This window comes from Lewinella sp. IMCC34191, assembly GCF_003390935.1.
In the GTDB taxonomy this organism is placed as follows: Bacteria; Bacteroidota; Bacteroidia; order Chitinophagales; family Saprospiraceae; genus Neolewinella.
Map to the genome: position 1 here is coordinate 138,375 of NZ_QNQZ01000002.1, position 24,932 is coordinate 163,306.

Below are 24,932 nucleotides of genomic sequence, written 5' to 3' on the forward strand. Positions count from 1 at the left end.
CCTCGCTAACAGTAAGCTGACGAACTGATACCCCACCCGGGCGGTTTGTATAAGCAGCAAAACAAGGGGGTTCAACGTGTAGCCTCCGTATTATTTCAACCGTATGGCAAAACTACTCCGCTGGTTCCTGATCGTGTTGGGTCTGGTGGTGTTGCTGCTGGCCGGGGCCGTTATCGCCCTGAATGCCTATCTCAACTCCAAGGAGGAAAAGCTGGTACGCGACTACGCCTACCCCGCCGGCCTGGATATTGTATTCCGCGAAGTGGACCTGACGGCCTGGAAAGATTTTCCGTTGGTTTCCCTGACCATCGATAGCCTGGTGGTACGCGATAGCTCCCTGACCCGCCGCGATCCGGCCCTCGTCACCCTCGACCGGCTGTACGCCCAGTTCAGTCTCGCTTCCTTATTCAGCGATTCGGTTAGCCTGCGCGAATTGCGCTTCACCGGTGGAAGCGTCCGGATAATCGCTGATTCCAGCGGCAACTTCAATGCCGGCACCCTTTTCCGGATAGACAGCACGGCCGCACCGGACACCGTAGCGGTAGATCGCCGCCTCCCGCGCCTGGCCTGGGAGGGCGTCCACATCGGATTATCCGATATCGGTTTTACCTACCGGCTACCCGTCCGGAATAAATGGATCGACCTGCACATCGACTCGTTGCGCGCCCGGGCCACGCAGGCAACCGACGGGGCGGTAGCCCTCGAGAGTCAATTGCATACCCAAATCGGACAATTGGCTTTCAACACGAAAAAAGGGGCCTACCTCCGCGATACGGACGTTCACGGCCCCCTTTCGGTGCTGATCGATGAAGAGGAAATAAACGTGTGCCCGACGGTACTCACGATCGCCGGTGAGCCCTTCACGCTGTCGGCCGAGATCCGCCGCCGCCCGGATGAACCGACCTTCATCTACGTCGACAAGGAAGCCGCCACTTACGAACATACCCGCCCCCTCCTGCACGAGGATCTTCAGACTAAGCTAGACCCCTTCTACGTCACCGGTCAATTTCCCGCACGGGCAACGATCAAACTACCGCCGGGGGAAATAGAAGAAGTGACCGTCAACTTTACCCTCACGGGGCAGGACGTACGCGCCAAGGGATATAACTTCACCAACGTCCACACCCACGGGGAGGTCGTGAACCGCCTCGACCCCGCCGAGGGGGGCATTCCCGGCAGCAAAAAGAACCTGCGGGTCCAGCTGGCTTCCCTCGACGCCACCTACCTGGGGGCCCGGATCGAAAGCCCGGAGGCGGTCATCGCGGTATTTGGCAAGGATGCCGTACTGCATGCGCCCCTCCGGCTCAGCGGGCCGGCCAGCGCGGTGAGTACCTACCTCGAAAACCGGGACTTCTTCTTCGACCGCGGCCGGTTCGTCCTCGATACCCGGGTCGATGCTTCCCTGCTCAGTTTCGAAGACGTAGCCACTACCAGCGACGGCACCCTGCTGCTGGATGATCTATCGGTCGGCTACCGCCCCGCGGGCGCCAGCTTTGCCTTCCGGGCGATACGCGTAGATAAGAGCGACCAGGACATTCGGTTCGACATCGAAAGTACGCCCCTGGCGACCGGATTTTCCTTCCAGCTGGCGGGCCAGGTGGACAACCTCACCCCCCTACTCATCGACGTGCCCGGCGGCAAGCTGAATACGGACGTCACGCTGACGGCGCCCCGGATCAACTGGACGGACTTCCTCACCTTCTTCGGGCAGGATGGTTACTTCCCGCAGGACGAAACGGAAGCCGAGCCGGACACCACCACCGCGGCGGCGGTCGACCAGGCGGCGGCCCTGAAAGAAACGCTGCTCGGCATCCAGGAGACCTTCAGCCCGGACATCGAAGCACGTTTCGACACCGTGGGATACTACGATGTATTCACCCTGACGGACTTCGGCACGGGGCTCCACTTCTCGGGCGATACGCTGATCCTGGAGCAAACCTCCTTCGACTGGGCGGGCAGCGAGGTCGGCTTCGGGGCCCGCGTCGATCTGGCCCTCGCGGGGCAGACCCCCTTCGACCTGAACGTCGTGGCGGATCACCTCAACCTGAACGAACTGCGGTCCTCGCTGGACTACTTCGGCGTGTACATCCCGGAGGGTATCAACTCCCTGCCGGAAGACCTGAGCATCGATTTCCGGCATAGCGGACGCATCGCCGACAGCCTGGGCATCGAGCCCGGCTACAATGCCGGCGTCTTCACCTTTAACGACGGCCGGGAGAACCTATTCAGCGGACACATGCGCTACGAACCGGGGCCGCGCGGACTCCTCTCCCAGGCCCACCTGTCGGGAGATCCCCACATCGTCAATGTCCTCTTCGACGCCGAGGACTTTTTCTTCGGCAGCGGCCACTTCACGATCGACCTGGACCTGGAAGGGACGCCGGCCGACCTGCGGCAGTTGATCAACGACGGCCACCTGCGCCTGCGCATCGACAGCAGCCGCATTGCATACCGACCCTCGGACGTTTTCGTGCCGCTGCGCTCCTTCTCGGTAGATATTCAGGATGCGCAAGCCGATTACCGGATGGAGCTCTTGGCGGACGGTTCGGACCGCAGTGTCAACTTCAGCGGCAAACTCAATAACATCAACGCCTTTCTTTACCCGCTTCCCGGTGAACAGTTTAGCGTGACCGCCGATGCTTTCGCCCCCAGTCTGCACTGGTCGGACCTCAGCAAATTCGTGCAATCCGACGGGACCGATACGACCGCCACGACAACGGATTTGCAAAGCCTGATCGCTACCGCCGGGGGGGTGCTGCGTAGCTTCCGACCCGATATCAGCCTGGCCATCGATACCTTTTACGCCGGCGAGGCGACGCCGCTGGTTCACCTGTATTCCGGCTTGCGCCTGCGGGATTCGACCCGCCTGTTGCTCGAGCGATCCGGATTTAGCCTGGCCGACGGTCGCGTGGCCTTCGATGCCAGCTACGACCTGGACTCCGCTACCCTGAGCCCTTTCACTTTGAACTTCACCGCCGACACCCTCCCCCTTCAGCAGGTCCGCGAAGAGTTGGCCTTTCTGGGCATCCAGCTCCCGGAAGACGTCGGCGAACTCCGGGGCAACCTGACGCTCGACGGCTCGGTCGTGGGCGTGTTGGACGAAGCGGCCGGGGAGATCGTGATGGACAAAACCCACGGCAACCTGGATTTCCGGCTCACCGATACGGAGTTGATCGATTGGTCGGTGCTGAAAGACATGGGAAAGAAAGCCTGGATGGAAAAGCGCCTCGCCTACCTTCGCTTCGCGCCGCTGGAGGGAGACATCGTGATTGACAGCGGGCTGATGGTCATTCCCCGCACGGAAGTACAGTCTACCGGCGCCCAATTATTCGTAGAGGGGTCCATTAACCCCGAGACGGGCCCCGATGTGCTGGTGGCCATTCCCTTGCGCAACATCGGCCGCGGCGTGATGGAGCAGCCGCCACAGCGTACGGGTTACGCCCGAGCCGGTTGGAAGGTCTTTCTGGTGATGGAACCGAATGCCGACGGGGAAACGAAAATGCGGTTCCGCCTGGGAAATCGCCGTTACTTCAAGGACCGCGGGCGGCTGGAGGAGTACCGCCAACTAAAACGGAAGTGGCGGGCGGAAAGGAAGGCGGCGCGACAACAGCGGCGGGAAGCCAGGCGGTCGGCCCGACTGGAAGATCAGTAATCAAACATCCCCCGAGCGGATCGAGAAATCTTACCCAACCGGGTGGGAATACGGCTGCCTGGAATCCGTATGTTTGTTATAACAAAGAGTTACAAGATTCAGGTTAGCTTTTGAAAGCGTGTTTTTTTTGAATTGAGATGATTTTGAGGCAACTGGTTCTTCCTCCTTTGGGGAAGGACCGTGGGCCGGACCGGGTAAAGTAATCCCGTGGCAACCGACACTATGAACGACACCCCAGCCGCGATTGACTATCGGATATCCTCCAACGTATCCGGGCCGTGCCCTTGCCTCCTTTTGCTGAGCCGTGCCGGCACACGGGCATCTACGGGATCAGAATCCGGAGCCGAATGAAACGGGCGGCGGAGCGCAGGTATCAGCAGCATTCCGTAACAGCGGCGTGTCTAACGCCCATTACACCCTACATACGTACCTTTTCGTGCGTTTAAACACTCAACCAATGAAGGAGGCTGCCCCCCGTATCCTGATCGTAGAAGATGAGGTCATTGTAGCTACGGAAATCGAGCATACCCTGCGTAACCTTGGCTACCGCATAGCCGGCCGGACGGGTAACGGCGACGACGCGCTCGACCTCCTGGCCGGGCGCGACATCGACCTGGCCCTCCTGGACATCAACATCAAAGGATCGCGCGACGGGATCGACCTGGCGCGAATCATCCGCCAGCGGTATAACTTTCCATTCGTCTACCTGACGGCTTATTGCGACCGCGATACGCTCGATAAAGTGAAGGAGACCATGCCTTACGGTTACATCGTCAAACCGTTCAACCGGGAAGAGCTGCTGGCCTCGGTCGAGCTGGCCCTGCACCGGCACGCCGCTACGTCCGGCGATAAACTTCCCAACCGGCAACTGCTCAATAAGGGCCTGCCGTGCAAACTGACGGAGCGGGAGTATGAAGTCCTCCGGCTACTGGATGGCGGCCTCACCTACCGGGCGGTGGGCGAGCGGCTGTTCATCAGTACGAACACGGTCAAGTATTACCAGAAAGCGATCTTTCAAAAGCTCGGCGCAACCTCCCGCCTCGAGGCGCTGCGCATGGCCAGAAATGGCGTGAAATGAGTTGGAGGTACGTTATCAGCTGGACGATTCTGCTTCTGGCTCCTACCTGCGCTCCGTCGCAATCCCTTCAACTCGAAGCCACGCTCGCCGGCCTGGACACCACCTGGGAAAGCGACCTGGAGGTTGCGATGGCCAGCGTCGACAGCCTACGGGAAACCTACCCGCAAATGGACTCCTTACAGGACATCAGCTGCCTGAAGATCAGCGGCCGTATTCTGCGGAAACAGGGGGAATACGTCGAAGCCATCCGTGCCTGGAAGCAAGTGTACACCTACGCTACCCGCCACGCCGATAGCACCCTACTGGTGGAGGCGGCCAATCAGATCGGCATAATGAATACCTTCATGGGCAACCTGATGGAGGGGCAGCGGTACCTGCTACAGGTAGCCGATATCTACGACCGGATCGGCACGGACGTCCAGCGCGCTTCCGCCCTCAACGGACTGGCCATCCTGTACGGCGACCTCGAACGGGAAGACGAGGCCATCGATCTGTACGAGCAGTCACAACAGCTCTACGAAAAGACCGACGATACCCTCGGCCAGGCCAACGTGCACGCGAATCTTGGGCTCCTGTACCTCTACCGGGGCGAGCTCGACCGCTCGGAGCATCACCTGCTACAGCAGGGGCGCCTGGACACCCTGCTGGGTACCGATTACGGGCTTGCCTTTCACTACGATTTCATGGCCGTGTTGCGGCAGGAACAGGGGCGCTACCCGGAAGCGCTCGAGCTGGCCCGGCTGGGCTTAACACTGCGGGATTCCCTACCGAGCCATTACAACCGGGCCGAAAGTTACAATAGCGTAGCCGGCATCCTGCTGGACCTGCGCCGCTACGACGAGGCGATCGACTACGCCACCCGCGTGCTGGACTTTCGTGAGAAGCACCAGTCGCTCAGCCAGGAAAGTATGGCCCTGAAGGTACTGAGCAAGGCTCACGAGGGGCAGGGTGATCCGGCTACGGCACTCGCCTACTACCGTGATTACCACGAAATATCGGATTCCATTTACCGCCGGGATCACCTCCGGGAAATCGCCAATAAAAACGCGCTGTACGAGAAAGCGACGCAGGACCGGGAAATCGCCGAACTCGACCGGAGACAGGCGATCAGCACCGCGGAACTCCAGCGCAAGAACACGGCCCTCACCGTGGTCGGCCTGGGGCTGGGCATCATCAGTTTCTTTGCGGTGACGGTCTGGCTGCTCTTCCGCAAGATCCGCAACCAAAAGGAGGTGCTGGAGCAACTGCACGACCAGAAAGATCTGCTCCTGCGCGAGATCCACCACCGGGTAAAGAATAACCTGCAGCTGATCAGCAGCCTGCTCTCCCTGCAGGGCAACTTCATCAAGGACCCCGCCGCGCTAGACGCGATCGAAATGGGGCGCAAACGGGTGCGCTCCATGGCCATCATTCACCAGAAAATGTACCTGCGCGATACCCTGACCACGGCGGTCAGCACCAAAGCGTACCTGGATCAGTTGGTCCGCGAACTGTGCAGCGCCCTCAACGTCCGCAACCTGCAGCTGGAGCTGGTCAAACGGGTGGACGATATCGAGTTGGACATCGACCGGCTCATTCCGCTGGGGCTGATCGCCAACGAGGTGATTACCAATGCCATGAAGCACGCTTTCACGCGGCAAGCCACCGGCCGGCTCATCGTGGCCTTCTGCCGCCGCGGCGGGGTATACGAGTTGCGTATTGCCGACGACGGGGAGGGCATGCGACCGGATTCCCTGCGCGGCGGAGAAAGTTTCGGCAGCCTGCTGATCCGCACCTTCGCCGAGCAGTTGGACGGGGAGCTGCACATCAGCAGTACGGACGGTACCGAGGTGGTGCTGCGTTTCCCGGTTTAAGTGCCGTCCCACGCAAACGGGCACCTCCCACCCAGGGGGGAAGTGCCCGTTCGCTACCCTCGGCGGGGATTGCTCTACCGTTTCACTACCCTGGCTACCAGCGACTGGCCGGAATCAGTCATCAGGCGCAGGTGGTAAAGGCCGCCCGGCAATCCGGTGAGATCGATATCACCGGCCACGTTTTCACGATCCCGTACCTGATGCCCGGCCGCGTCGAACACCCCGATGCGGATGATCCGACTACTGAGCTCCCCCGGTAGCCGCAGCTCCAACCGGCCGCCGGTGGGGTTGGGAAAGACCTCGCATGGAGTCAAATGGTCCGCTGGACCGAATAGTGCGGTGGTTTCGGTGGCGGTGAAGCGATACACCGCACCGGATAAGGGATTACTAGTCAATACATACTCCACGGTGTCTAATGCTTCGACGGTCGCTATTTCCCCCCAAAGTGGAGATTCGGCATCCCCCTTCAGATAGAATATTTCAGCCCAACCGATGGAGTCCGTAGCCGGATTTTCGTAATAGTCCTTGACCATAAGGACGCCGGGTTCGGTTTCCTCCAGTCCGGCGATCACCCCTGCTGAACTCTGGCCGTAATGGATCTCGATCGTGCCGTCCTCTTCGTGGAGCCAAACCTGATAGTTGGTGTACTCTGTCGAGGAGTTATTCGTGTATATGTCATTCTCGTAACCGACGTTCTCCCATTCTATAATACCAATTCGAGCGGGCGCGTCACCCACCAGGTGGTAGGTGATCGGCGATCTGGAATCACCATCCACTGCCGGGGAACGATCTGCCAGGTCGGCCACATTCGGAATCATGATGTCACCGGTATAGATATCACCGGCCGGTTGCGGCACGGTATAGAGACCCCGCTCGTAGAAATACAGCGTGTCGATGGAGCGACCGAAAAAAGAGAAAGCGAAACCCAGGGGTATATCGAATCCTAAATCATAATCATTCCCCCAATTGGAGGTTCCTGAAAGAAGTAGGCCGCCATCCCGATCAATATAAGTTTCGGTGTCAACGGAAAAGGCATAGCTCTGCGCCGATAGGGAGCCGGAGACACAAAGCAACAGGCAGATGGTAAAGTATTTATACATGATAAATTTGATTAAAGTGATCTACGCTCCGCCGGGTAGTGCGTTTGATTTTCAGTGGCGGATTGAGCATTGATCTGCCGGGTATTTGAAAGTGACCCGCTCACCTGACAATTATTTTGCCCCCCGTTGGCGTGGACTGCCTTCCCCTTTTTGGTGCCGTTTGGGAATAATTCCCCGCCGGCTGGCAGCCATGTTCGGGGCCGGATAATAGTTAAGGGTATTGATCGCCCACAGACTACATTAGCAGTTTAGCCACGGGAATTATGCACGGAAATTATCTGTCGATCGGTGCCCTATTCGTGCTGTATTTGATGGCCTGCACGGAAAATTCCGTCCCGGCGCCGCAACCGAGCTACGACCTACGTTTCCGGGACAGCCTCGACCGACTCACGGCCGACTACGATTCCCTGAACCTGCGCGACGCTTTCGCCCTCGGACGCCAGCTGGGGAAGATGCTCGAACACCATTCGGATTCGGTATCGCCCCCGATCCGAACGCAGGTCTACCAGTACCTGGCCATGTTGCACTACGACCACGGCCGTTATCCGGATTCGGTAACCTTTTATACTACCCTTGCAGCGCATGAATTGTCCGCTACCGCCGATCCCGAAGCTCGGGCGCGCCAACGGCTGTGCGCGGCTTACGTCGACTACTATGAATGGGCCTGGCTGCAGATGGATATGCAGTCGGAACTGGGGCAATCGCTGCTGCGCCAGTCCGGCTTGGCCGATTCCGAACTTTACGGCTTGCTCCTTCTCGTCCAGGCCCAGGCACGCAAACAGCAAGGTCATATTCACCGGCCCGCCTCTCCCCAACAGCTGCAAGCGTGGTTATCGAGCGACCGGCTATTCGCGCGGGCCGTCGATCATTTTCGTCGTATTCGTTCACCCCGGCAAACGCAGGCGCGCGCCGAGCACCTCGTCCTGCTTACCCGCTTCCCGGAGCGGGACAGTATCACCCATTCGAGTATCCGAGCGATGGACAGTCACCTCGACCGCCACCGCTTGCTCGGCTACTGGCATATGCGACGCGGGCGGCAAGACAGTGCGGCACATTATTACCAACAGCTGATCGGGGAGGCGCTGCCCTTCGATGTGAATGGTTTTGCCGAGGCTTACTATACGCTCAAGGAGCTTGCCCTGGAAGATGGTCGCTTTGAAGACGCGCTATCCTACGCCCGGCAGGACTGGGCATTGGCCGGCTGTTGTCCGATCAGCGAGGCCTCGGAAAGGGATGTGTGTAGCGACCGTCCGGTCTGCGGATCGTACATCGCCGCCCGGGCCCGCATTTACCTGCAATGGTATACCGCCACCGCCGATCCGACCTATCTGAATCACGCCATACGCCTGGCCGTAAACGCCCTGACCCGCTACGAAATGATGCTTAGCGGGAATATGGAAGAAGCCACGCTCAATCAGATGCTGGTACCCGGAAGTCGTATTATCGAAACCGCCATCGTAACCTTTTACGAACAGGTCCGCCGGACCGGCAACCAAAGGGATCTGGATCAGTTATTCCACGCCATGGAGGCAGGGAAAGCCTTATTGTTATACGAAGCCATGGTCGCAGCCCGGCGGCACCCCTCCTCCGAAAAAGGGCGGGCCGTGGAGGCCGAAATCAACCTTCTGAAGGCGGATTACGCTCGCAGCTACACGCCGGACCAAGATCGCCTGCAACGCTTCGCTTCCCTGAACGAGGAACTACTTCGTATTCGGCGACAAACGGTTCCACCGCCAGCCACCCCGCTTGATCGTCTATCGGTATCCCGTACCGACCGCCTTTCGAATATTGGGGTTCACCTGTCCGAACGGCAGGCATTTCTTGAGTTTTCGGAGGCGCACAACCGGCTGTTTGCCCTTTACATCGATCGGGACACGAGCCTGAGCTATGAGATCGACCCTGCCGTCCATCCGCTCGTTGCCAACTACAGCCAGATGCTACCCGGGGCACCCGTCACCGCCCCGGCCTACGCGGATGTCGCGCATACGCTCTTTAACCATTTACTGGGGCCCGTAAAGGGGCGTCTGCTGCGACAACGGGATATTCTCGTTGTTCCTAGTAATTCACTATCGGCGATGCCCTTCGCCGCCCTAGTCATCGAAAAAATTGAATCCGATTGTGACTTTACCGATCTGGACTACCTGATCGACCGGTGCAGTATACGCTACCTGTCCAGCTGGCGCACTTCGAAGGAACGGGACGAAGATCACCCAACCTTCCATTTACAAAAGGCAACGGCAGGTATCTGGACGCACCCCGGACTTTCCAGCTATTTAGGTCCGCTGGCCGGTGAGATCCTTAGCAACACCGGTAGCGGAGGCAGGGTATACGGCGGTGGTAGCTCTTCCAGTACAACCTTTCTCCGCGAGGCAGGCCGGTACGATGTCCTTCACCTCTCGGTTCACGCCCGGGGCAACGCCGATCTGCTGTACGATAACTACCTCTACCTCAGCGCTGCCGACAGCCTGAATGGCGTCCGGATTGGCAGTCTTTTGCTCCGGGCCCGCCTGGTGGTGCTGGCGGCCTGTTCCACCGCCCGCGGCTTGGCTCAGCCGGGGGAAGGTACGTATAGTCTCACCCGCAGTTTTCATCTGGCGGGCGTCCCCCAGGTCGTCGCTTCCCATTACCCTATTCCCGCGGCAGCCACTGCCGAGATCCTGCGGGAATTCTACCGGTCGCTGTCACGGAACGGCTCCCCGGCGCGATCCCTGGCCGAAGCCCAGCGCGTTTGCCGTACGGGACGGCTTTCCCCGCGCTGGACCTGGCCCGGTTACTGGGCCGGGCTGGTGGCGGCGTGATGCCGTTGGCGGAGGTACGGATTACGCGAGATTCTCCAACACAGCCCTGGAAACCACCTCACTGCTGATTATGATATCCGGCCCGTCCAGGTAGACGATTTGCTCTAGGGTGAAGAAGCTTTCGGGGCCGTATCCTTCCAACTCCCGATGTACTTCCTCGAACTTCCCTTCCGGCACGGGCATCCATATCACGCTCCGGTTCGGGATCATCATACCCACTAGATAAACGGGCTCCGTAGCGGGGAACAGGCGCCGCATGAGCTCCCGAAAAGACTCCCCGCTAGTGGGATCCGTACCGTAGGTTTCGTACCAATCCCACCGCGTGCACAGGTATTCCTTGTTCGTACGTCCGATTGCGATCGGCTTTGAGCACGGTTTCCCCTCTCGATTCCACTTTATGCTTCCGGTATGCTTGTCTGCCTCCCGGTCACAATAATGGTTGATGACCGGTCGGTAGTTGGCGTAAGCAACCTCCGGGGTAGTCAGTTCAGCCCGATCGATCAGCTGGACACGTACCGTTTGCGACGATTTGGACAGGGGGGTCAAATCATCGGCCTGACCCGTAATCCAATCTACCCGGTTCACGAGTGACCGGATGCGCGTCATGCCCCTGGGAATGGTCAGCATCAGCAGCTGACCGGTGGCGTGGACCATCTTTCCCGGAGCGGCATTCATTGCATCGGCTAACTCGGTGTCTCCCACCTCCGAGGCAAGAACGACCGCCGGGTGACCGCCAATACTCACTTCCTGGAAGCTCCTCATATCGAGGTAATCACCCAGCAGGTCGAGGCTGGATTCTATTTTAACTACGTCATACTGGATTGCAGACATAGCAATACAAATTACACGGTGGATCATCGATGCCTCGCCATCCACCGAAGCATAAAAGGAGATAGGAACTTATTCGGGCGACGAAGCGCAGGTAGATAGCCTTTACATGACGGTGATCCGCTTGCGCAACATCTTTCCTTCGCGAGTCGCCAGGGTCAGCACGTACATACCGGCGGGCAGCTCCGCAACGGAGATCGGGGTCTGGGGTACCCGGGGGTCTAGCTTACCGCTCGTGACCAGGGCGCCGGCGTTGTTGTACAATTGATAGTCCAGCAGGCCGGGAGCCAGGGTCCAGACCAGTCCGGAACCGATGGATACGTTGATGGTTTCGCGGGCCGGGGTGGGGAAAATACTGACCTGTTCGCTGAGCGCTTCGTCGTAGACCGCGGTGCTTACGCCCCCTACGCTGACGAGGTTACTCGGCTCGGAAAGGCAAAACGGACCTTTCTTGCGGGCTGAATAGAAGCCGTTGCGTTTGGGCCGGTAGTAGCGGCCGGTGCTTTCCCCTTCGAATACGTCGTCGTGGTACCAGTAGTGTGGGCCCGTCAGATCGGCGGCCAGCGTAGTGGTCGCCTCGTTGTACTGAATGGTCGGCGCATCCGGGAGTGGGCGGATGGTGAGTTGACCGGTCGTTATCGGGCTCAGGCAACCGTTACCGTCCTTCGCTTGAACCGTAAAACTCGTCGTCACGGTACCATAGCCGGGGTATACGCTGATGACGGGGCTACCCTCGTATTCCTGGGTGTACCCCACGTTACTCGCGGACCAGTAGTAGAGGTAACCGGGGTCGGCCACGGAAAGGTCGACCAGGTCATAGGTGCAGGTATCGATGTACGTTCCCTGTTCAACGGTGGGGGCGGCGGGCGGATCCAGGTCCAGGGCCGAAATTACAAATGGCTGCGACGGTTGGGACCGGCATCCATCGTACTCGCTGATACCGTAGGCGACGTACGATCCCGGTTCGTCGACCGTCAGTACGGGCGTGGTATCCCCGGTGTTCCAGATGATGGTGGGGCCGTAGTAAAATTCGGCCCGTAGTTCGATGACACTCTCCTTACAGAGCACGTCCGTCAGCGGCTGCTGAATGTACGGCGGCTCGGACCCGTAATAGGAATTCTCTACGTAGAAGAACGGGCTGGCCGGACCGGGGCAACCGCTGGCATTGACCAGGCGATAGCTATATTCGCCTTCCTGGGTCACGTAGATACTGTCGCCGATCTCGCCGTTCGACCACAGCACTTCACTGCCGTCGGTTATCGAGCCGGCGGGCGGGGTGAGCAGCAGGGAGTCCCCGGTGCAGATGGTCGTCCTTCCCGTGTAGGCTGGCGGGGCTTCCGTGTACGCGGCTCCGCAGAGGGTTACGATACCCAGTACCTCGTCGTCCGTAACGTAAGCGAATTGCTCCGGGCTACCGAGTTGTTCCAGAACCTTACCGCCCTGCCAGTTGTAACTGGGCGAATACGGATCGATCTCCACGGTCGAGAAGTAAACCCGGGAATCCAGATCGTACGTACTGATGCTCAGTCGGCCGCTAGCGGATCCCGACCCCAGATAATAAAGGCGGTCACCCTCCGGATCAGCCTCGACGGCTACGCTTCCGTACTGGTTGAGCCCGTCCAGGCCTAAGACCGTCTGCGGCTTGGCGACACCCTTTGAAACCGTTGCGATTTCCCCGTTGGGGCCGTACAACAATCCCTCGGCATATTCCAGTTGCCCCGATGACACGTACAGGCTGCCGTACGTATCCGTGCGGTCCAGGCCGAACTCGGTTACGTCGAGCCGCTGCAGCTGGTAGTACTGTTCGCTTTCGTAGCCCAGGATGGTCGAGTTCAGATCGGTGTACACCAGGGAGTTGGCCGCCGGCCGCTCGGTAGGTACGTTGGGCAGTTGAATGCCCTGGTCGAATAGCACGACGCCAGCGCCACGGGGATAGTTATAGGGAGTAAATCGGGCAACGGCCAGCAAATCGTCACTGCCCCGGATCGGCAGAATATCCTCCGCGTAATAGGGTCCGTCAAAGGACTCCTCACCTCCCAGACTGAAATCCAGGTCGATGGAGTTCGTGAAGAGGTTAAATCGGCGAACGCGATTCTCGTCCTCAAAGGCGATGTACAGATAGTTGCCGGAGGTGGTAGCCACTACCTGCTTGGGGTTAATGCCGATGCCATAACTTTCGAGAACCGCTCCGGTAGCCGGGTCGATGCGGCACAGCGTGTTCCCGTTAGCGCTATACGACGGCTGTATGGCGTAAAGACGGTCCCGGGCAGGCAAGTACACGGCATCGGCGTAAGTACCCGGCGCGATCACTACGCGCTGGGCAAATCCGGAAAGGGAAAAACAGCATAGAAACAAGAGGGTAAACAGGTGCTTCATGGGTGATGGATGAACCCGGGTTTATGGGTTCAAGGCATCGAAATTATCGCTTCCCTACACACCGTGCTCGACAATATTGCGCTGGAAAAAACTTTAACTAAAAGGCTCTTCAATGAACCCTTTGGACAAACATAAAAATGAAATAGATCACTTTTACGGAATGAAAATTGCATTACATTGAAAATATAGAATGTATATCCCCTACCGGCAACTGCTTTCAGAAGAATTTCGGCAGGGCAAAAAAAAACCAGTAGGTGAAGCCTGCTGGTTTTCAATTCGATTAGGAGGCGAATTTTTATTCCTTCTTGGTCGTAATCAGGACGACGCCCTCCTTCTCCGTATCGTACCCGAGCTCGGCCATTTCGGCTTTGTCCTTTATGACTTTGACTGCGGCAATCTCAGGTGGTGTCAAATCCACATTCTCTCCGTCGATGATACGTCCGTCGACAACCATGATGATATTATCTGGTATTTTGGATATCGAACTGCTTTGCGCATTGGGGATGAACATGGGTAAACTACCCTGCTTCCTCATTTGGATGTTCAGGTCCCGGTCCTTCACATTATCAAAGATAATTTCCTTGGATACATACCCGACATAGTTAAGCACCAGGGTAGTCTCGCTTTCTCCATTCCATTCGAGTCGAAAGTTCCCGTTTATATCGGTCACTGTTCCTGCAATCGTTTCCTTGATCATGACTATTGTACCGATAAGTGGGTCGCCGGTAGCTTCGTCGACTACCGTACCGGTGATGATCGCGTCGGGACCGAAGAAGGGAAGCCCATCGGCCGGACCGAAAGCCAGCAGGGCCAACAGGGGCAGGGAAAGCAAGGGAGCGAAGAGGTAACCGCCGCTACGACGGGGAGATGCATCATGGGCAAAGAGGCGACGCAGGCGGTGCGAAAAGGAAGAGCGATCAGTGGCAGGCACGGTGAAGGGAATTTTGGGATGAAGGGAATAGGTAGCCACGCGCATCAGGGCCCGGGCGTACGTCTTTTGGCCGGTAGGACCGACCGCGATGTCATCGCAGGCGAACTCGCGCTCCTGGTCCATAGTCCGGCATAGCCAGTGCACCAGGGGATGGTAGAAAAAGAGGGTAGCCAGGCATTGCTGCAGTGCCTGCCAGAAGTGGTCCCGGCGGCGCAAGTGGGCAAGTTCGTGCCGCAGGATGGCGTCTATCTCAGCCGGCGAAAGCGCATTGACCAGCGCAAGGGGGAAAAGGATCAGCGGCCGCCAGACACCTACGGTTAACACTTCTTCGACCCGGGGTGAAAGCCGCCACTCCGCCGAGGAACCGGGAGCAATTAATCGACGAAGTGCCAGGAATGACCCGCGCAGCTCGGCATCCGGTAGTAAGGTTCCGCGCCGCATGGTCAGTATATGACCGTAAGCCCGGGCGGTGCGTAGTCCGCTAATCAACAGGCCAACTAAATAAGCTACGGACAACGCAGGTAACGCGTTCGGCAACCAACCTATAGTAGTGGCCGAATCAATCCCTCCCGAACCGATGGCGCCGGTAAACGGACCTACCCCATCGGCCGCTTCCGGTGCCGTCATAGCCACCCCCGGCATCCCCCACCAGACCAGCAATGCGAATGCGGGGAGTAAGGATGCCAGGGTGACGAGTAAAACGGTATGTCGTTTTCCCGCATCGGCTAAGCCCTTCGCGGTGAGCTGGCCGGCGAGAATGAGGATAGTAAACACCCATACGGAGTGTAGGAGTGCATACCCGAGTGCCGTGAGCAGCGGATGTCCGAGTACATTATTCATGTCCGTCCTTTTGTGCATCCAGCCACCGCTGAAGCTCGTCCAGTTCCTGTGGGGAGGGTCGGTCGGCACCCAGGGCTTTGAGGGCCAGCTTGACGGCTGACCCCTCGAATGCCTTGTCCGAAAGGCGATGGATCAGCTCGGCTTCTACTTCCGCCCGGTTAGGAACAGCCTCGTAGCGATGCTGGCGTCCCTGGCTCGTCCGCCGAACCAGTTCCTTCTTGTGCATCCGCTGCAACTGCGTCAGTACCGTCGTGTAGCTAACCGCTCGTTCGTGGGCGCATACCCACCGATGGATGTCGTGAACGGAAGCCCCGGGCTGCTCCCACAGGGCTTGCAGGATCCGGAGTTCAGCGTCTGAGGGGAGGGGGTACTCGGCCATGCCGTGAATATATACTACATGTGTAGTATTTCCAAATCCACCGGCTGCTAGTTAGGAGATTTTCGCCCCGCCGAGAGATAATGCTTCGGTGTGCGCAACAGGCTCTTGCCTACGATGCCACCCAAGATTGACCTGAACAATAAAAAAACCCGCAACGCAAAAGCGCCGCGGGTTGGAATGTGAGGTAGGAGTGTATTTCTTTTAGCTTAACCGGCGATTAAGTACGGATCGAGCTGGCTATTCCGCCAGGTCGTACGTGATGAGCTGGCTGGTCGCATCGATGTAAAGGTAAGCCTTCCGGGATCCGGGAGGAATGACCGCTAAATCGGGCCGAAGGGGCAGCTCCGCCAGAATGGCGAATGTCTCGCCGTCCCACACCTTTGATCGCCCTACTACTACCGAGCCATCGTCCGTGGCCGCCAGGATTTCGTCGTTGAAGGTGCCCACGAGGGTACCCAGGTTATTGGCCAGCAATTTGAGGCCGTTGTAGAAAATATACTTCCCGTCGGCCGTCATCATCCCATCCCGGTCTCCGTAGCCCGAGCTGCCGTTACTCTGGTCAACCTGCACGAGGGTATTGCCGTCCAGATTATAGCGGATGACCGTGCTTCCGGAGCTGCCGGACTCCAGAACGTAAAGGATGGTCCCGTCCTCATTGGTGAGCAAACCGGGCTGGTACACGCTGCCGACATCGTCCAGGTGCACGCCGTTTTCCGCATTCACCAGCTTTACACTGTTCCACTGGTCTTCACTCGTGTAGGCGAGCCGGTTGCCCGCCATGACCGCCAGGCGGTAGGGGTTTCCATCCCAACTACCCGCCTGCGTATCGACTATGATATCGCGTACCTTCTCGCGGGTTTCCAGGTCGACCACGGCGATTTGCGAACTGCCGTAGTTGGCGATGAAGACTTGTTGATTATCCAGGCTGAAAGCAATATCCGACGGCGAGGAACCCACGAAAATGGTTTTTTCCACCTCTCTGGTCTCCAGGCTAATAAAGGCCATATTGTTATTCACCCGGTCGAGCCCGTACAGGTAAGGGCGTTGCGGATCGGCCACCAGTCGCGTCAGGCCCATATCCAGGGTCGGCCCCGGTAGTAGGTAGCGACCCGCCACCGTATTACTTTCGCTGTTATATCCGTTCCCGACTTCTACCCCGATCTTATAGTGGTAGGTCGTTCCGTAGGTCACGTCAGTATCGAGGTAGGTCGTGGTGGAGGCGTCCCGAATGGAGGCAATCTCGTAGAAGTAGCCATCCTGGCCATACTCGGATCGCATGACCGTATACCGCTCGAATTCCGGCTCGGTAGCCGCCTGCCAGTCGATCCGCAGCCCTTCGCTGCTGAGGGACACTGAATCCAGGACAACGGGGTCCGGCAGTTTTATTACCTCGATGCTTGTCTCCGCCGATCCGGTCAGGCCCTCCTCGTCCGTAGTGGTAGCGGTGATGCGGTGCAGCCCCGGACTCAGTCGTTCTACCTCCAATGTGAATTCACCACCGGAATTATAGGGTTTCACTTCGCCCAGCAGCCCGTCCAGCGAACTGGAAATAGCGATGGTGAACGCTGTAGCCGGGCTATTGTCGGCGACCGTCCCCCTTATCGTCACCCGACTATCCGTGTCTATGTAGTACGAATCGGTGTACAGGGAAAGGGATGGAGAATTGTAGCTTCCGGGCATTAATCGTATATCGGCCTCCACCAGCTGATCGTCAACTACTCGGACGGCCGCGACACCCTTTCCCATGGGCGCCTTCTCGGCAAGTATCCGGTAAGAATCCACGTCCAGGTCCTGCAACAGTACGGTACCCGTAAAATCGGTACTATCGGTGTAAGTAGGCGGATCGGTGGTGATGATGGCCCCCGCCACGGGTTCACCGTAATAGGTCACCCGTACGAAGAGGTCGCCTTTTTCGTCGGTAGTGGGATCGTCCCCGTCCCCCGTTTCATCGTCGGCCGGACATCCGGTAAAGGCAAGGAGGGTTAGCAATAACAGGGGATAAATGCCCTTCATCGGACGGTGAGTTTAGTAGGTGTAAGACGAGCCTTGGAAGACTTGGTAACAAAATTAATTAGATAGTTACCGGCTGTTATCCCCCGGCCATGGGGTATTAAAAATTTATAGCCGCCCGTCTCGGAAACGACGGGGCGGAGGGTGATCAGGTGCCGACCGTCGAGACCGATCACCTCGATCCCCTCGATGTCTTCTCGTGTCCCAACGGTAAAGGCATGCCCTACTTCCACGGGATTAGGAAACACGTAGATCGTACCGGATGCTAGGTCGTATTGCCTCGCCTTGCTCTTCGCCAGCCTGTGAACGGTGTTCCGGGACAGCCCCCGGTACGTACTGCGGCTTCCGTCCGCCCACTCAATATCTACGGCAAACGGCTTCCCCCCCGAAAGGCCGAAGTGGGCGCCCGGCTCGTTGTTGCTGTTGTAGTTACTGCTCTCTCCCACGTGCCGGTACTGAACCGGTCCATCCTCCGGAAGAAGAACGACCGTACTGCCGTTAGCGACCCGCCCTTCCACTGTCGGCACGATACGGATGTAGTCACCGCCGACGGTCCGGTTATCAAACACCTTTACCGGACCGTTGTAATTACTGATCAGCACGTCGAGGTCACCGTCGCCATCCCGGTCCAGCAGGGCGATGCCCCTGCCCTGTAGACTGTCCACCGGAAACCCCTCTACCGGTAAGAAGCCTCTTCTACTCTGCCCCCGGAAAAGGCTGGTCCGGTCGTTCTTGAAGGAGTCGTCGCCGCGCGGCCAGCCGTTGGTGACGATCAGGTCGAGCCATCCGTCGTTATCCAGGTCGCCGCAGGCCGCTCCCCACGCCCAGCCGGTAGCCTGCACCGCCGGTTGAATAGGGCCTTCCGCGAAGTTTCCCGCGCCGTCATTAAGGTAATGCCGGTTGCCGCTGCCCCCCCAGTTGCCTTCCAGTACACCGTCATCGTCGTGGATGGCGGTCACGAACCAGTCCTCGTCCCCGTCGTTGTCAAAATCGCCGACGGCGCTGCCCATCCCGTTCTCGTCCGTGAATACCGCCCGGTCCGCGGGGATAAACCGTCTCCCTCCCTCGTTAAGCCATAGCTGGCTCATTCCGAAGTCTCCCGCCAGCAAGAGGTCGGGATATCCGTTGCCATCGACGTCCCGAAAATTGGCGGTGAAACCGTAGTCCATTCCCGTATCTCCCAGATCGGCAAAGCCCAGCTCCTCGTCGTAGGGAACGAGGCCTCGCCCTTCGTCATTCCGGAAAAAGTGGGGAGTCCCGTAAGACTCCGACCAGTGACAAACAAACAGATCTTCCCAGCCATCCCGGTCGAAATCCACGGGCGTAGCCGATGAGCTACTTGCCCGGTCGATCGAGGCCAGGCCGGCATCGTGCACCCGCTCGAATTGTCCGCCTCCCAGGTTCCGGAATAGCCGGGGCGATCGCCAGGCGGCCGAGCCAATGAAGAGATCGGGCAGGCTGTCGGCGTCGAAGTAGAAAATTGCGGGACCGGTGGCCGACTCAGGCCCCACGATCGATCCGTTGTCCGGAGCCCTGGCAAACGTACCGTTACCATCGTTGAGCCAGAGTTGCCCCCCGTACTCACCACGGGTTATGGCAAAGAAGTCCGCAAAGCCATCCAGGTTAACATCGGCGACGACCACTCCCCCACTCGCCCGGTCCTTGGTGGTAGCCAGTCGCTCGGTCAGGGTATGATTCAGTCCATCCAGTCCGGCAGCGCTCGTCACGTCTATGTAGTCGATCCGCTGCCCTCCCAGTTGCAGGCTCGACAGCAGTAACAGGATGCAGCGTAGGGTGGTATTCAAAGCATTGAAATAGGGCGGCGGAGCGCAGGTAAATACATTATTCAGAGGCTCGGGATCCTAACGAACGACGACCGACCAATCGTTCATCCTTTGCCACTCCTCATTTGCTTACTAAAGGTAGGGAGCGACCGATCAGACATAAAAAAACCCGCGACGCAAAAAGCGCCGCGGGCCGGAATGTGGGATAGGAATGTAATTCTCTAAGCGGAGCAAGCGATGCAGTCCGGATCGTCCAGGCTACACGTCTTGCCTACCTGAGCGGTTTGCTCGGCACTCAATTCTTCAAATTCTCCCGCGGCGGTGGCGGTTGCCGCCCCACCCTCTTCGGTTTTGGGTTTCGGTACGCCACCCGTCATCTTCGGCGCGGGAATCTCCCGCGTTCCCTGCTTGACCTGGCCGTCGCCGTCGTCGCTCTGCTTGACGAGCTGCTCCTTGTCGACCGTGAACTTGATGGCGTCACGGGCGGCCTTGGTGCGGAGGTAGTACATGCCCGTTTTCAGGCCCTTGCTCCAGGCGTAGAAGTGCATACTGGAGAGCTTACCGAAGTTGACGTTCTCGACGAAGAGGTTCATCGACTGGCTCTGGCAAACGAAGGCACCGCGGTCGGCGGCCATATCGATGACGACCTTCTGGCTGATCTCCCAGACCGTCTTGTAGAGGTCGCGGAGGTGCTGGGGTACGTCCTCGAAGTCCTGGATGGAGCCGTTGCTCTGCATGAGGCGGTTGCGCATCTGGTTGTCCCACAGCCCGAGGCCGATCAGGTCGTGCAGCAGGTGCTTGTTCACCACCACGAACTCGCCGGAGAGCGTACGGCGGGTGTACATATTCGAGCTGTAGGGCTCGAAACACTCGTTGTTGCCGAGGATCTGGCTGGTGCTGGCGGTAGGCATCGGTGCGACCAGGAGACTGTTCCGCATGCCGTACTGGGCAAGGTCTTCCTTGAGGCCGGCCCAGTCCCAGCGGTCGCTCGGGGTGACACCCCAGAGGTCGAACTGAAGTTCGCCCTTGCTGGCGGGGCTACCGGGGTAGCTCTCGTAGTGGCCGAGTTCCTTGGCCAGGGCGATGGATTCGGTACAGGCGGCGAAGTAGATCGCCTCGAAGATGTCCTTATTCAGCTGGCGGGCCTCCTCGCTGTCGAAGGGCATACGCAGCATGATAAAGGCATCGGCCAGTCCCTGTACGCCCAGGCCGATGGGCCGGTGACGCATGTTGCTGTTGCGGGCCTGCTCGATCGGGTAGTAGTTGCGGTCGATGACCTTGTTGAGGTTGCGGGTCACGACGCGGGTGACTTCCACCAGCTTATCGAGATCGTACTCCCGGGTATCCTCCTTGACGTACTTCGGCAGGGCGAGACTGGCGAGGTTACAGACGGCCACCTCGTCGGGGCTGGTGTACTCCAGGATCTCCGTGCAGAGGTTGGAACTGCGGATGGTACCGAGGTTCTGCTGGTTGCTCTTCCGGTTGGCGGCATCTTTATAAAGAATGTAGGGCGTACCGGTTTCGATCTGGCTATCGAGAATGGCGAACCACAGCTCCTGTGCCTTCACGACGCGGCGGGCGCGGCCCTCCTGCTCGTACTGGTGGTACAGCGCTTCGAATTCCCCACTGTGGGCATCGTAAAGACCGGGTGCCTCGCTAGGATCGAAGAGGCTCCATTCGCCGTCGTTCTTCACCCGCTCCATGAAGAGGTCGTTGATCCACATGGCGTAGAAGAGGTCACGTGCACGCATTTCTTCCTTACCGTGGTTCTTTTTCAGGTCGAGGAAGTCGAAGATGTCGGCGTGCCACGGCTCCATGTAAACGGCGAAGGCGCCCTTGCGCTTTCCACCGCCCTGGTCGACGTAACGGGCCGTATCGTTGAAGACCTTCAGCATCGGTACGATACCGTTCGAGGTACCGCCGGTTCCCTTAATGTAGCTACCCGTAGCCCGGATATTGTGGATGCTCAGACCGATACCGCCGGCGCTCTGGCTGATGCGGGCGCAGCGGCGCAGGGTTTCGAAGATGCCCTCGATGCTGTCGTCGGTCATGCTAAGCAGGAAGCAGGAGCTCATCTGCGGCTTCGGCGTACCCGAGTTGAACAGCGTGGGCGTGGCGTGGATGAACCACTTCTCGCTCATCAGCTGGTAGGTCTGGATCGCCGACTCGATGTCGTCCAGGTGAATACCTACGGCTACGCGCATCAGCATGTGCTGCGGACGCTCGACGACGGCTCCGTCGCGGCGCATCAGGTAGCTCCGCTCCAGCGTCTTGTAGCCGAAGTAGTCGAATTCGAAGTCGCGGTCGTAGATGATGGCCGCGTCCAGCTTGCGCTTATTGTCACGAATGACCTGCATGGTGTCATCCCCGATCAGGCCGGCGGGTTCACCGGTTTTGGGGTCGACGTAGTTGAACAGCCCCTCCATCGTGGCGCTGAACGACTTATCCGTTTCCTTATGCAGGTTGGAGATGGCAATGCGCGCGGCCAGCTGGGCGTAGTCCGGGTGGACGGTGCTCATCGAGGCGGCCGTTTCCGCGGCCAGGTTGTCCAGCTCCACCGTGGTGACGCCGTCGTACAGACCCTGGATGACCTTCTTGCTCACGGTGATGTGATCGACGAAGTTCTCGTCGAGCCCGTAGCATAGCTTTTTGATGCGGGCGGTGATCTTATCGAAAGAGACGTCTTCTTTGCGTCCGGATCGTTTGATTACTTGCATGGGTGTATTATTTTATGATTTGCGATTCGTGATACTCGATTCTCGATATGCGATTTAGCTACCGCACGCCTCTGCTCACTTCGTTCGTTGCGAAAAAGAGCAAGCCGAAATTTGTATCCCTCATCGATCTTTGGTTTGATTTATCCGCGTGTCCATGGTGCGAACCGTACGGACGAAAATGCTGATGAGTTGGTTAGTTTCATCGAGCAGCTCTTCAAGACGAACCGTCTCCAGCAAACTCGATTGATCAATAATTTTTAGGTTGATATAGGTCTCGCGTAATTCCTTGAGTGCGATACTGCATTTATGCCGGAAGTCCCTGTCTGATTCCGCTCCTCTTGCTTCTCCGTAGAGTAGTGCCGGGGCGCTCCCGGATCGAAGAATCTGCTTTCCAAAATGACGTCCTGCGAAGTTTGACGGAAGGGCATTAGACAGACGTACGATACGGACAGCGAATGAAACCAGACGGTTTTCAAGTTGAGCGGAGCGGGCGTTTGGCGATGCGGGCATGAGCGTGCGGCAGCTAAATCAGAAATCGCATATCGAGAATCACATATCGCAAATCCTAGAAATCCTCATCCAATGAGAACGCCTGCTTCTCCCGATCCGAGGTAACCCCGGCCTTCTGGTACTCCCCTACCCGCTTCTCGAAGAAGTTGGTCTTACCCTGCAGGTTGATCATATCCATCCAGGGGAAGGGGTTTTCGACTTTCCAGACCTTCTCTTCGCCGAGTTCGACGAGCAGGCGGTCGGCGACGAACTCGATGTACTGGCACATCATGTCGGCATTCATGCCGATGAGGTTGACGGGCAGCGAGTCGCTGACGAATTCCTTTTCGATCTCCACGGCGTCCTTGATGATCTTGGTCACCATGCCGGGAGCCAGCTTGTGCTGGATGTGGTCGTTGTAGAGCAGGCAGGCGAAGTCGCAGTGCATGCCCTCGTCGCGGCTGATCAGCTCGTTGGAGAAGGTGAGTCCCGGCATGAGACCGCGCTTCTTGAGCCAGAAGATGGAGCAGAAGGAACCGCTGAAGAAGATGCCCTCCACGGCGGCGAAGGCGATGATGCGCTCGGCGAAGCTGCCGTTGTCGATCCAGCGCAGGGCCCATTCGGCCTTTTTCTGCACGCAGGGCATGGTTTCGATGGCGTTGAAGAGGTGATCCTTCTCGGCGGTGTCGCTGATGTAGGTATCGATCAGCAGGCTGTAGGTCTCGGAGTGGATGTTCTCCATCATGATCTGGAAGCCGTAGAAGAACTTGGCCTCCGTGTACTGGACCTCGGCGACGAAATTTTCGGCCAGGTTTTCGTTCACGATGCCGTCGCTGGCGGCGAAGAAGGCCAGGACGTGCTTGATGAAATAGCGCTCGTTATCGTTGAGCTTATTGTTCCAGTCGTTCAGGTCGGCACTCAGGTCGATTTCCTCCGCGGTCCAGAAGCAGGCCTCGTTGTCTTTATAGTAGCGCCAGATGTCGTCGTGCTGGATGGGGAAGAGAACGAAGCGGTTGGGATTTTCGACGAGGATCGGTTCAAGCTTGGCATTCATAAGAAACTAGGTTTTGATGGCAGCTAATGCACTGCGGTGGATATGGTATGGCACAGGTATGACCGTTTCTCCATCCGCTTTGAAATGGAGAAAGGGCCGGTATAACCCGTAAGTTTTTAGTAGTCAGGTTACTAAGGCGGCATCCCTGTAGCAGGACGCCGCCTCAGCCTAAGTGGTATCAGCAAGCCGGAGCGTGCAGGGTGTCCAACCAATTTGTTGGTTTCCCCCGTATAAGTGCCAAGATAGGCCCACTGTTGAGGGATAAAAAAGCCTATTTATCCACATTGTGTGGATAACTTTTACTAATGCGCTGTTATTCAGCGAATTAACAGTTTTCGTTATTTTCTCCACATTGTTGATAACCTTATCCACACTGTGGAAAACTGCAGTGTTTTCAACAGCTGACCTGTGTAAAATGCTGGTTTATTGTGTACTACCGGCTTTGAGTTGTGGAAAAGCTACTGTTTTGTCGGTTTTTCACAATGCCGTCTGGTGGAAAACATGGAGCCCGGTGCATACGGCGGGCGGTTAGCATCATCTGGCCGATACCGCTAGTACCCGCCCCGGCGGTGCTGCTCGGCCCAGGTGAGGTCGGCGGCCCCCGCCGTGTTCCCGTACCGGAAATGGAGGATCAGCCACCAGTGATCACCGCTACCCGGATGCGAGCAGGTAACGTAGTCCCGGCGGTCCGGGAACTGTACGACCAGGTCGCCCTCCGCCCCCGCCGGCAGCTGGGGCAGGACGAATTCAAGTCGTTCCCGGTCCACATGTACCAGGCCGGCGGAGTCGGCCAGATTCCGCAGGGCCTCCCCCCGCTGGTCACGGTCGACCCGGATCAGGCCGGCAGCGGCGAAGTAGGCATCCGGCAGCCCGGGCAGCGTCTCCAGCTGGAGGGACCAGTGCGCGCCAAGGGAGTCAGCGTAAACGGTATCGACCCGGACGTCGGAAAAGGTATCCCCCAGCCGCGCGCAGCTGTCCTCCCGGGAAGGACAGCCCAACATCAGGGCGACGACCACGAGGTAGATGGCATAGCCGTAGCGCAT

General features: G+C 58.3%; 15 protein-coding genes. 4 read left to right on the top strand and 11 right to left on the bottom strand.

Annotated elements, in window-relative coordinates; translation table 11 throughout:
- Positions 1 to 103: 103 nt before the first annotated feature.
- The 3 genes from DRW39_RS05165 to DRW39_RS05175 all read left to right on the top strand — a co-directional run bounded on the left by DRW39_RS05165 (position 104) and on the right by DRW39_RS05175 (position 6,583).
- Entirely contained in the window at positions 104 to 3,652 is a 3,549-nt protein-coding gene (locus DRW39_RS05165) for a hypothetical protein (protein WP_116105947.1), read from the top strand.
- Positions 3,653 to 4,109: 457 nt separating this feature from the next.
- Positions 4,110 to 4,730, top strand: a complete 621-nt coding sequence (locus DRW39_RS05170) for a response regulator transcription factor (RefSeq protein WP_116105948.1) — start codon at positions 4,110 to 4,112, stop codon at positions 4,728 to 4,730.
- Positions 4,727 to 6,583 carry a tetratricopeptide repeat protein gene (locus DRW39_RS05175; RefSeq protein ID WP_116105949.1) on the top strand — a complete coding sequence of 619 codons (1,857 nt, stop codon included), beginning with the start codon at positions 4,727 to 4,729 and terminating at the stop codon, positions 6,581 to 6,583. Before DRW39_RS05170 ends, DRW39_RS05175 begins: the two co-directional genes overlap by 4 nt.
- A 74-nt stretch (positions 6,584 to 6,657) precedes the next feature.
- Here the strand turns inward: DRW39_RS05175 and DRW39_RS05180 are convergent, their stop codons facing one another.
- Positions 6,658 to 7,683 carry a T9SS type A sorting domain-containing protein gene (locus DRW39_RS05180; RefSeq protein WP_116105950.1) on the bottom strand — a complete coding sequence of 342 codons (1,026 nt, stop codon included), beginning with the start codon at positions 7,681 to 7,683 and terminating at the stop codon, positions 6,658 to 6,660.
- 263 nt (positions 7,684 to 7,946) lie between these two features.
- Here DRW39_RS05180 and DRW39_RS05185 point away from each other — a divergent pair, with 263 nt between their 5' ends.
- A complete protein-coding gene (locus tag DRW39_RS05185) occupies positions 7,947 to 10,481 on the top strand; it encodes a CHAT domain-containing protein (RefSeq protein WP_116105951.1) in 2,535 nt (844 codons plus the stop codon).
- A gap of 21 nt (positions 10,482 to 10,502) precedes the next feature.
- Here the strand turns inward: DRW39_RS05185 and DRW39_RS05190 are convergent, their stop codons facing one another.
- The 10 genes from DRW39_RS05190 to DRW39_RS05235 form a co-directional block, all read right to left on the bottom strand.
- The gene (locus DRW39_RS05190) at positions 10,503 to 11,312 is read right to left on the bottom strand and encodes a hypothetical protein (RefSeq protein WP_116105952.1); all 810 of its coding nucleotides are present in this window, start codon (positions 11,310 to 11,312) and stop codon (positions 10,503 to 10,505) included.
- A gap of 102 nt (positions 11,313 to 11,414) precedes the next feature.
- On the bottom strand, positions 11,415 to 13,685 hold the full coding sequence (locus DRW39_RS05195; RefSeq protein WP_116105953.1) for a hypothetical protein: 2,271 nt from the start codon (positions 13,683 to 13,685) through the stop codon (positions 11,415 to 11,417).
- Between the two features lie 295 nt (positions 13,686 to 13,980).
- Positions 13,981 to 15,456 (bottom strand): M56 family metallopeptidase, encoded by a 1,476-nt coding sequence (locus tag DRW39_RS05200; RefSeq protein ID WP_198664795.1) that lies wholly within the window; start codon positions 15,454 to 15,456, stop codon positions 13,981 to 13,983.
- Positions 15,449 to 15,835 carry a BlaI/MecI/CopY family transcriptional regulator gene (locus DRW39_RS05205; protein ID WP_116105955.1) on the bottom strand — a complete coding sequence of 129 codons (387 nt, stop codon included), beginning with the start codon at positions 15,833 to 15,835 and terminating at the stop codon, positions 15,449 to 15,451. Before DRW39_RS05205 ends, DRW39_RS05200 begins: the two co-directional genes overlap by 8 nt.
- 237 nt (positions 15,836 to 16,072) lie before the next feature.
- Entirely contained in the window at positions 16,073 to 17,848 is a 1,776-nt protein-coding gene (locus DRW39_RS05210; RefSeq protein ID WP_116105956.1) for a hypothetical protein, read from the bottom strand.
- Positions 17,845 to 19,650, bottom strand: a complete 1,806-nt coding sequence (locus DRW39_RS05215; protein WP_116105957.1) for a CRTAC1 family protein — start codon at positions 19,648 to 19,650, stop codon at positions 17,845 to 17,847. The genes DRW39_RS05210 and DRW39_RS05215 overlap by 4 nt, the downstream gene beginning before the upstream one ends.
- A 200-nt stretch (positions 19,651 to 19,850) precedes the next feature.
- Complete coding sequence (locus tag DRW39_RS05220) at positions 19,851 to 22,346, bottom strand: ribonucleoside-diphosphate reductase subunit alpha (protein WP_116105958.1); 2,496 nt, start codon at positions 22,344 to 22,346, stop codon at positions 19,851 to 19,853.
- A 120-nt stretch (positions 22,347 to 22,466) separates the two neighbouring features.
- Complete coding sequence (locus tag DRW39_RS05225) at positions 22,467 to 22,856, bottom strand: four helix bundle protein (protein WP_116105959.1); 390 nt, start codon at positions 22,854 to 22,856, stop codon at positions 22,467 to 22,469.
- 55 nt (positions 22,857 to 22,911) lie between these two features.
- Positions 22,912 to 23,889 (bottom strand): ribonucleotide-diphosphate reductase subunit beta, encoded by a 978-nt coding sequence (locus DRW39_RS05230; RefSeq protein WP_116105960.1) that lies wholly within the window; start codon positions 23,887 to 23,889, stop codon positions 22,912 to 22,914.
- A 551-nt stretch (positions 23,890 to 24,440) separates the two neighbouring features.
- On the bottom strand, positions 24,441 to 24,932 hold the full coding sequence (locus tag DRW39_RS05235; RefSeq protein ID WP_116105961.1) for a hypothetical protein: 492 nt from the start codon (positions 24,930 to 24,932) through the stop codon (positions 24,441 to 24,443).

What these genes read in the sequence shown, in the direction of transcription:
- DRW39_RS05165 (WP_116105947.1), top strand. Translation starts at nt 104, where the DNA reads ATGGCAAAACTACTCCGCTGGTTCCTGATCGTGTTGGGTCTGGTGGTG.
- DRW39_RS05170 (WP_116105948.1), top strand. Translation starts at nt 4,110, where the DNA reads ATGAAGGAGGCTGCCCCCCGTATCCTGATCGTAGAAGATGAGGTCATT.
- DRW39_RS05175 (WP_116105949.1), top strand. Translation starts at nt 4,727, where the DNA reads ATGAGTTGGAGGTACGTTATCAGCTGGACGATTCTGCTTCTGGCTCCT.
- DRW39_RS05180 (WP_116105950.1), bottom strand. Translation starts at nt 7,683, where the DNA reads ATGTATAAATACTTTACCATCTGCCTGTTGCTTTGTGTCTCCGGCTCC.
- DRW39_RS05185 (WP_116105951.1), top strand. Translation starts at nt 7,947, where the DNA reads ATGCACGGAAATTATCTGTCGATCGGTGCCCTATTCGTGCTGTATTTG.
- DRW39_RS05190 (WP_116105952.1), bottom strand. Translation starts at nt 11,312, where the DNA reads ATGTCTGCAATCCAGTATGACGTAGTTAAAATAGAATCCAGCCTCGAC.
- DRW39_RS05195 (WP_116105953.1), bottom strand. Translation starts at nt 13,685, where the DNA reads ATGAAGCACCTGTTTACCCTCTTGTTTCTATGCTGTTTTTCCCTTTCC.
- DRW39_RS05200 (WP_198664795.1), bottom strand. Translation starts at nt 15,456, where the DNA reads ATGAATAATGTACTCGGACATCCGCTGCTCACGGCACTCGGGTATGCA.
- DRW39_RS05205 (WP_116105955.1), bottom strand. Translation starts at nt 15,835, where the DNA reads ATGGCCGAGTACCCCCTCCCCTCAGACGCTGAACTCCGGATCCTGCAA.
- DRW39_RS05210 (WP_116105956.1), bottom strand. Translation starts at nt 17,848, where the DNA reads ATGAAGGGCATTTATCCCCTGTTATTGCTAACCCTCCTTGCCTTTACC.
- DRW39_RS05220 (WP_116105958.1), bottom strand. Translation starts at nt 22,346, where the DNA reads ATGCAAGTAATCAAACGATCCGGACGCAAAGAAGACGTCTCTTTCGAT.
- DRW39_RS05225 (WP_116105959.1), bottom strand. Translation starts at nt 22,856, where the DNA reads ATGCCCGCATCGCCAAACGCCCGCTCCGCTCAACTTGAAAACCGTCTG.
- DRW39_RS05230 (WP_116105960.1), bottom strand. Translation starts at nt 23,889, where the DNA reads ATGAATGCCAAGCTTGAACCGATCCTCGTCGAAAATCCCAACCGCTTC.
- DRW39_RS05235 (WP_116105961.1), bottom strand. Translation starts at nt 24,932, where the DNA reads ATGCGCTACGGCTATGCCATCTACCTCGTGGTCGTCGCCCTGATGTTG.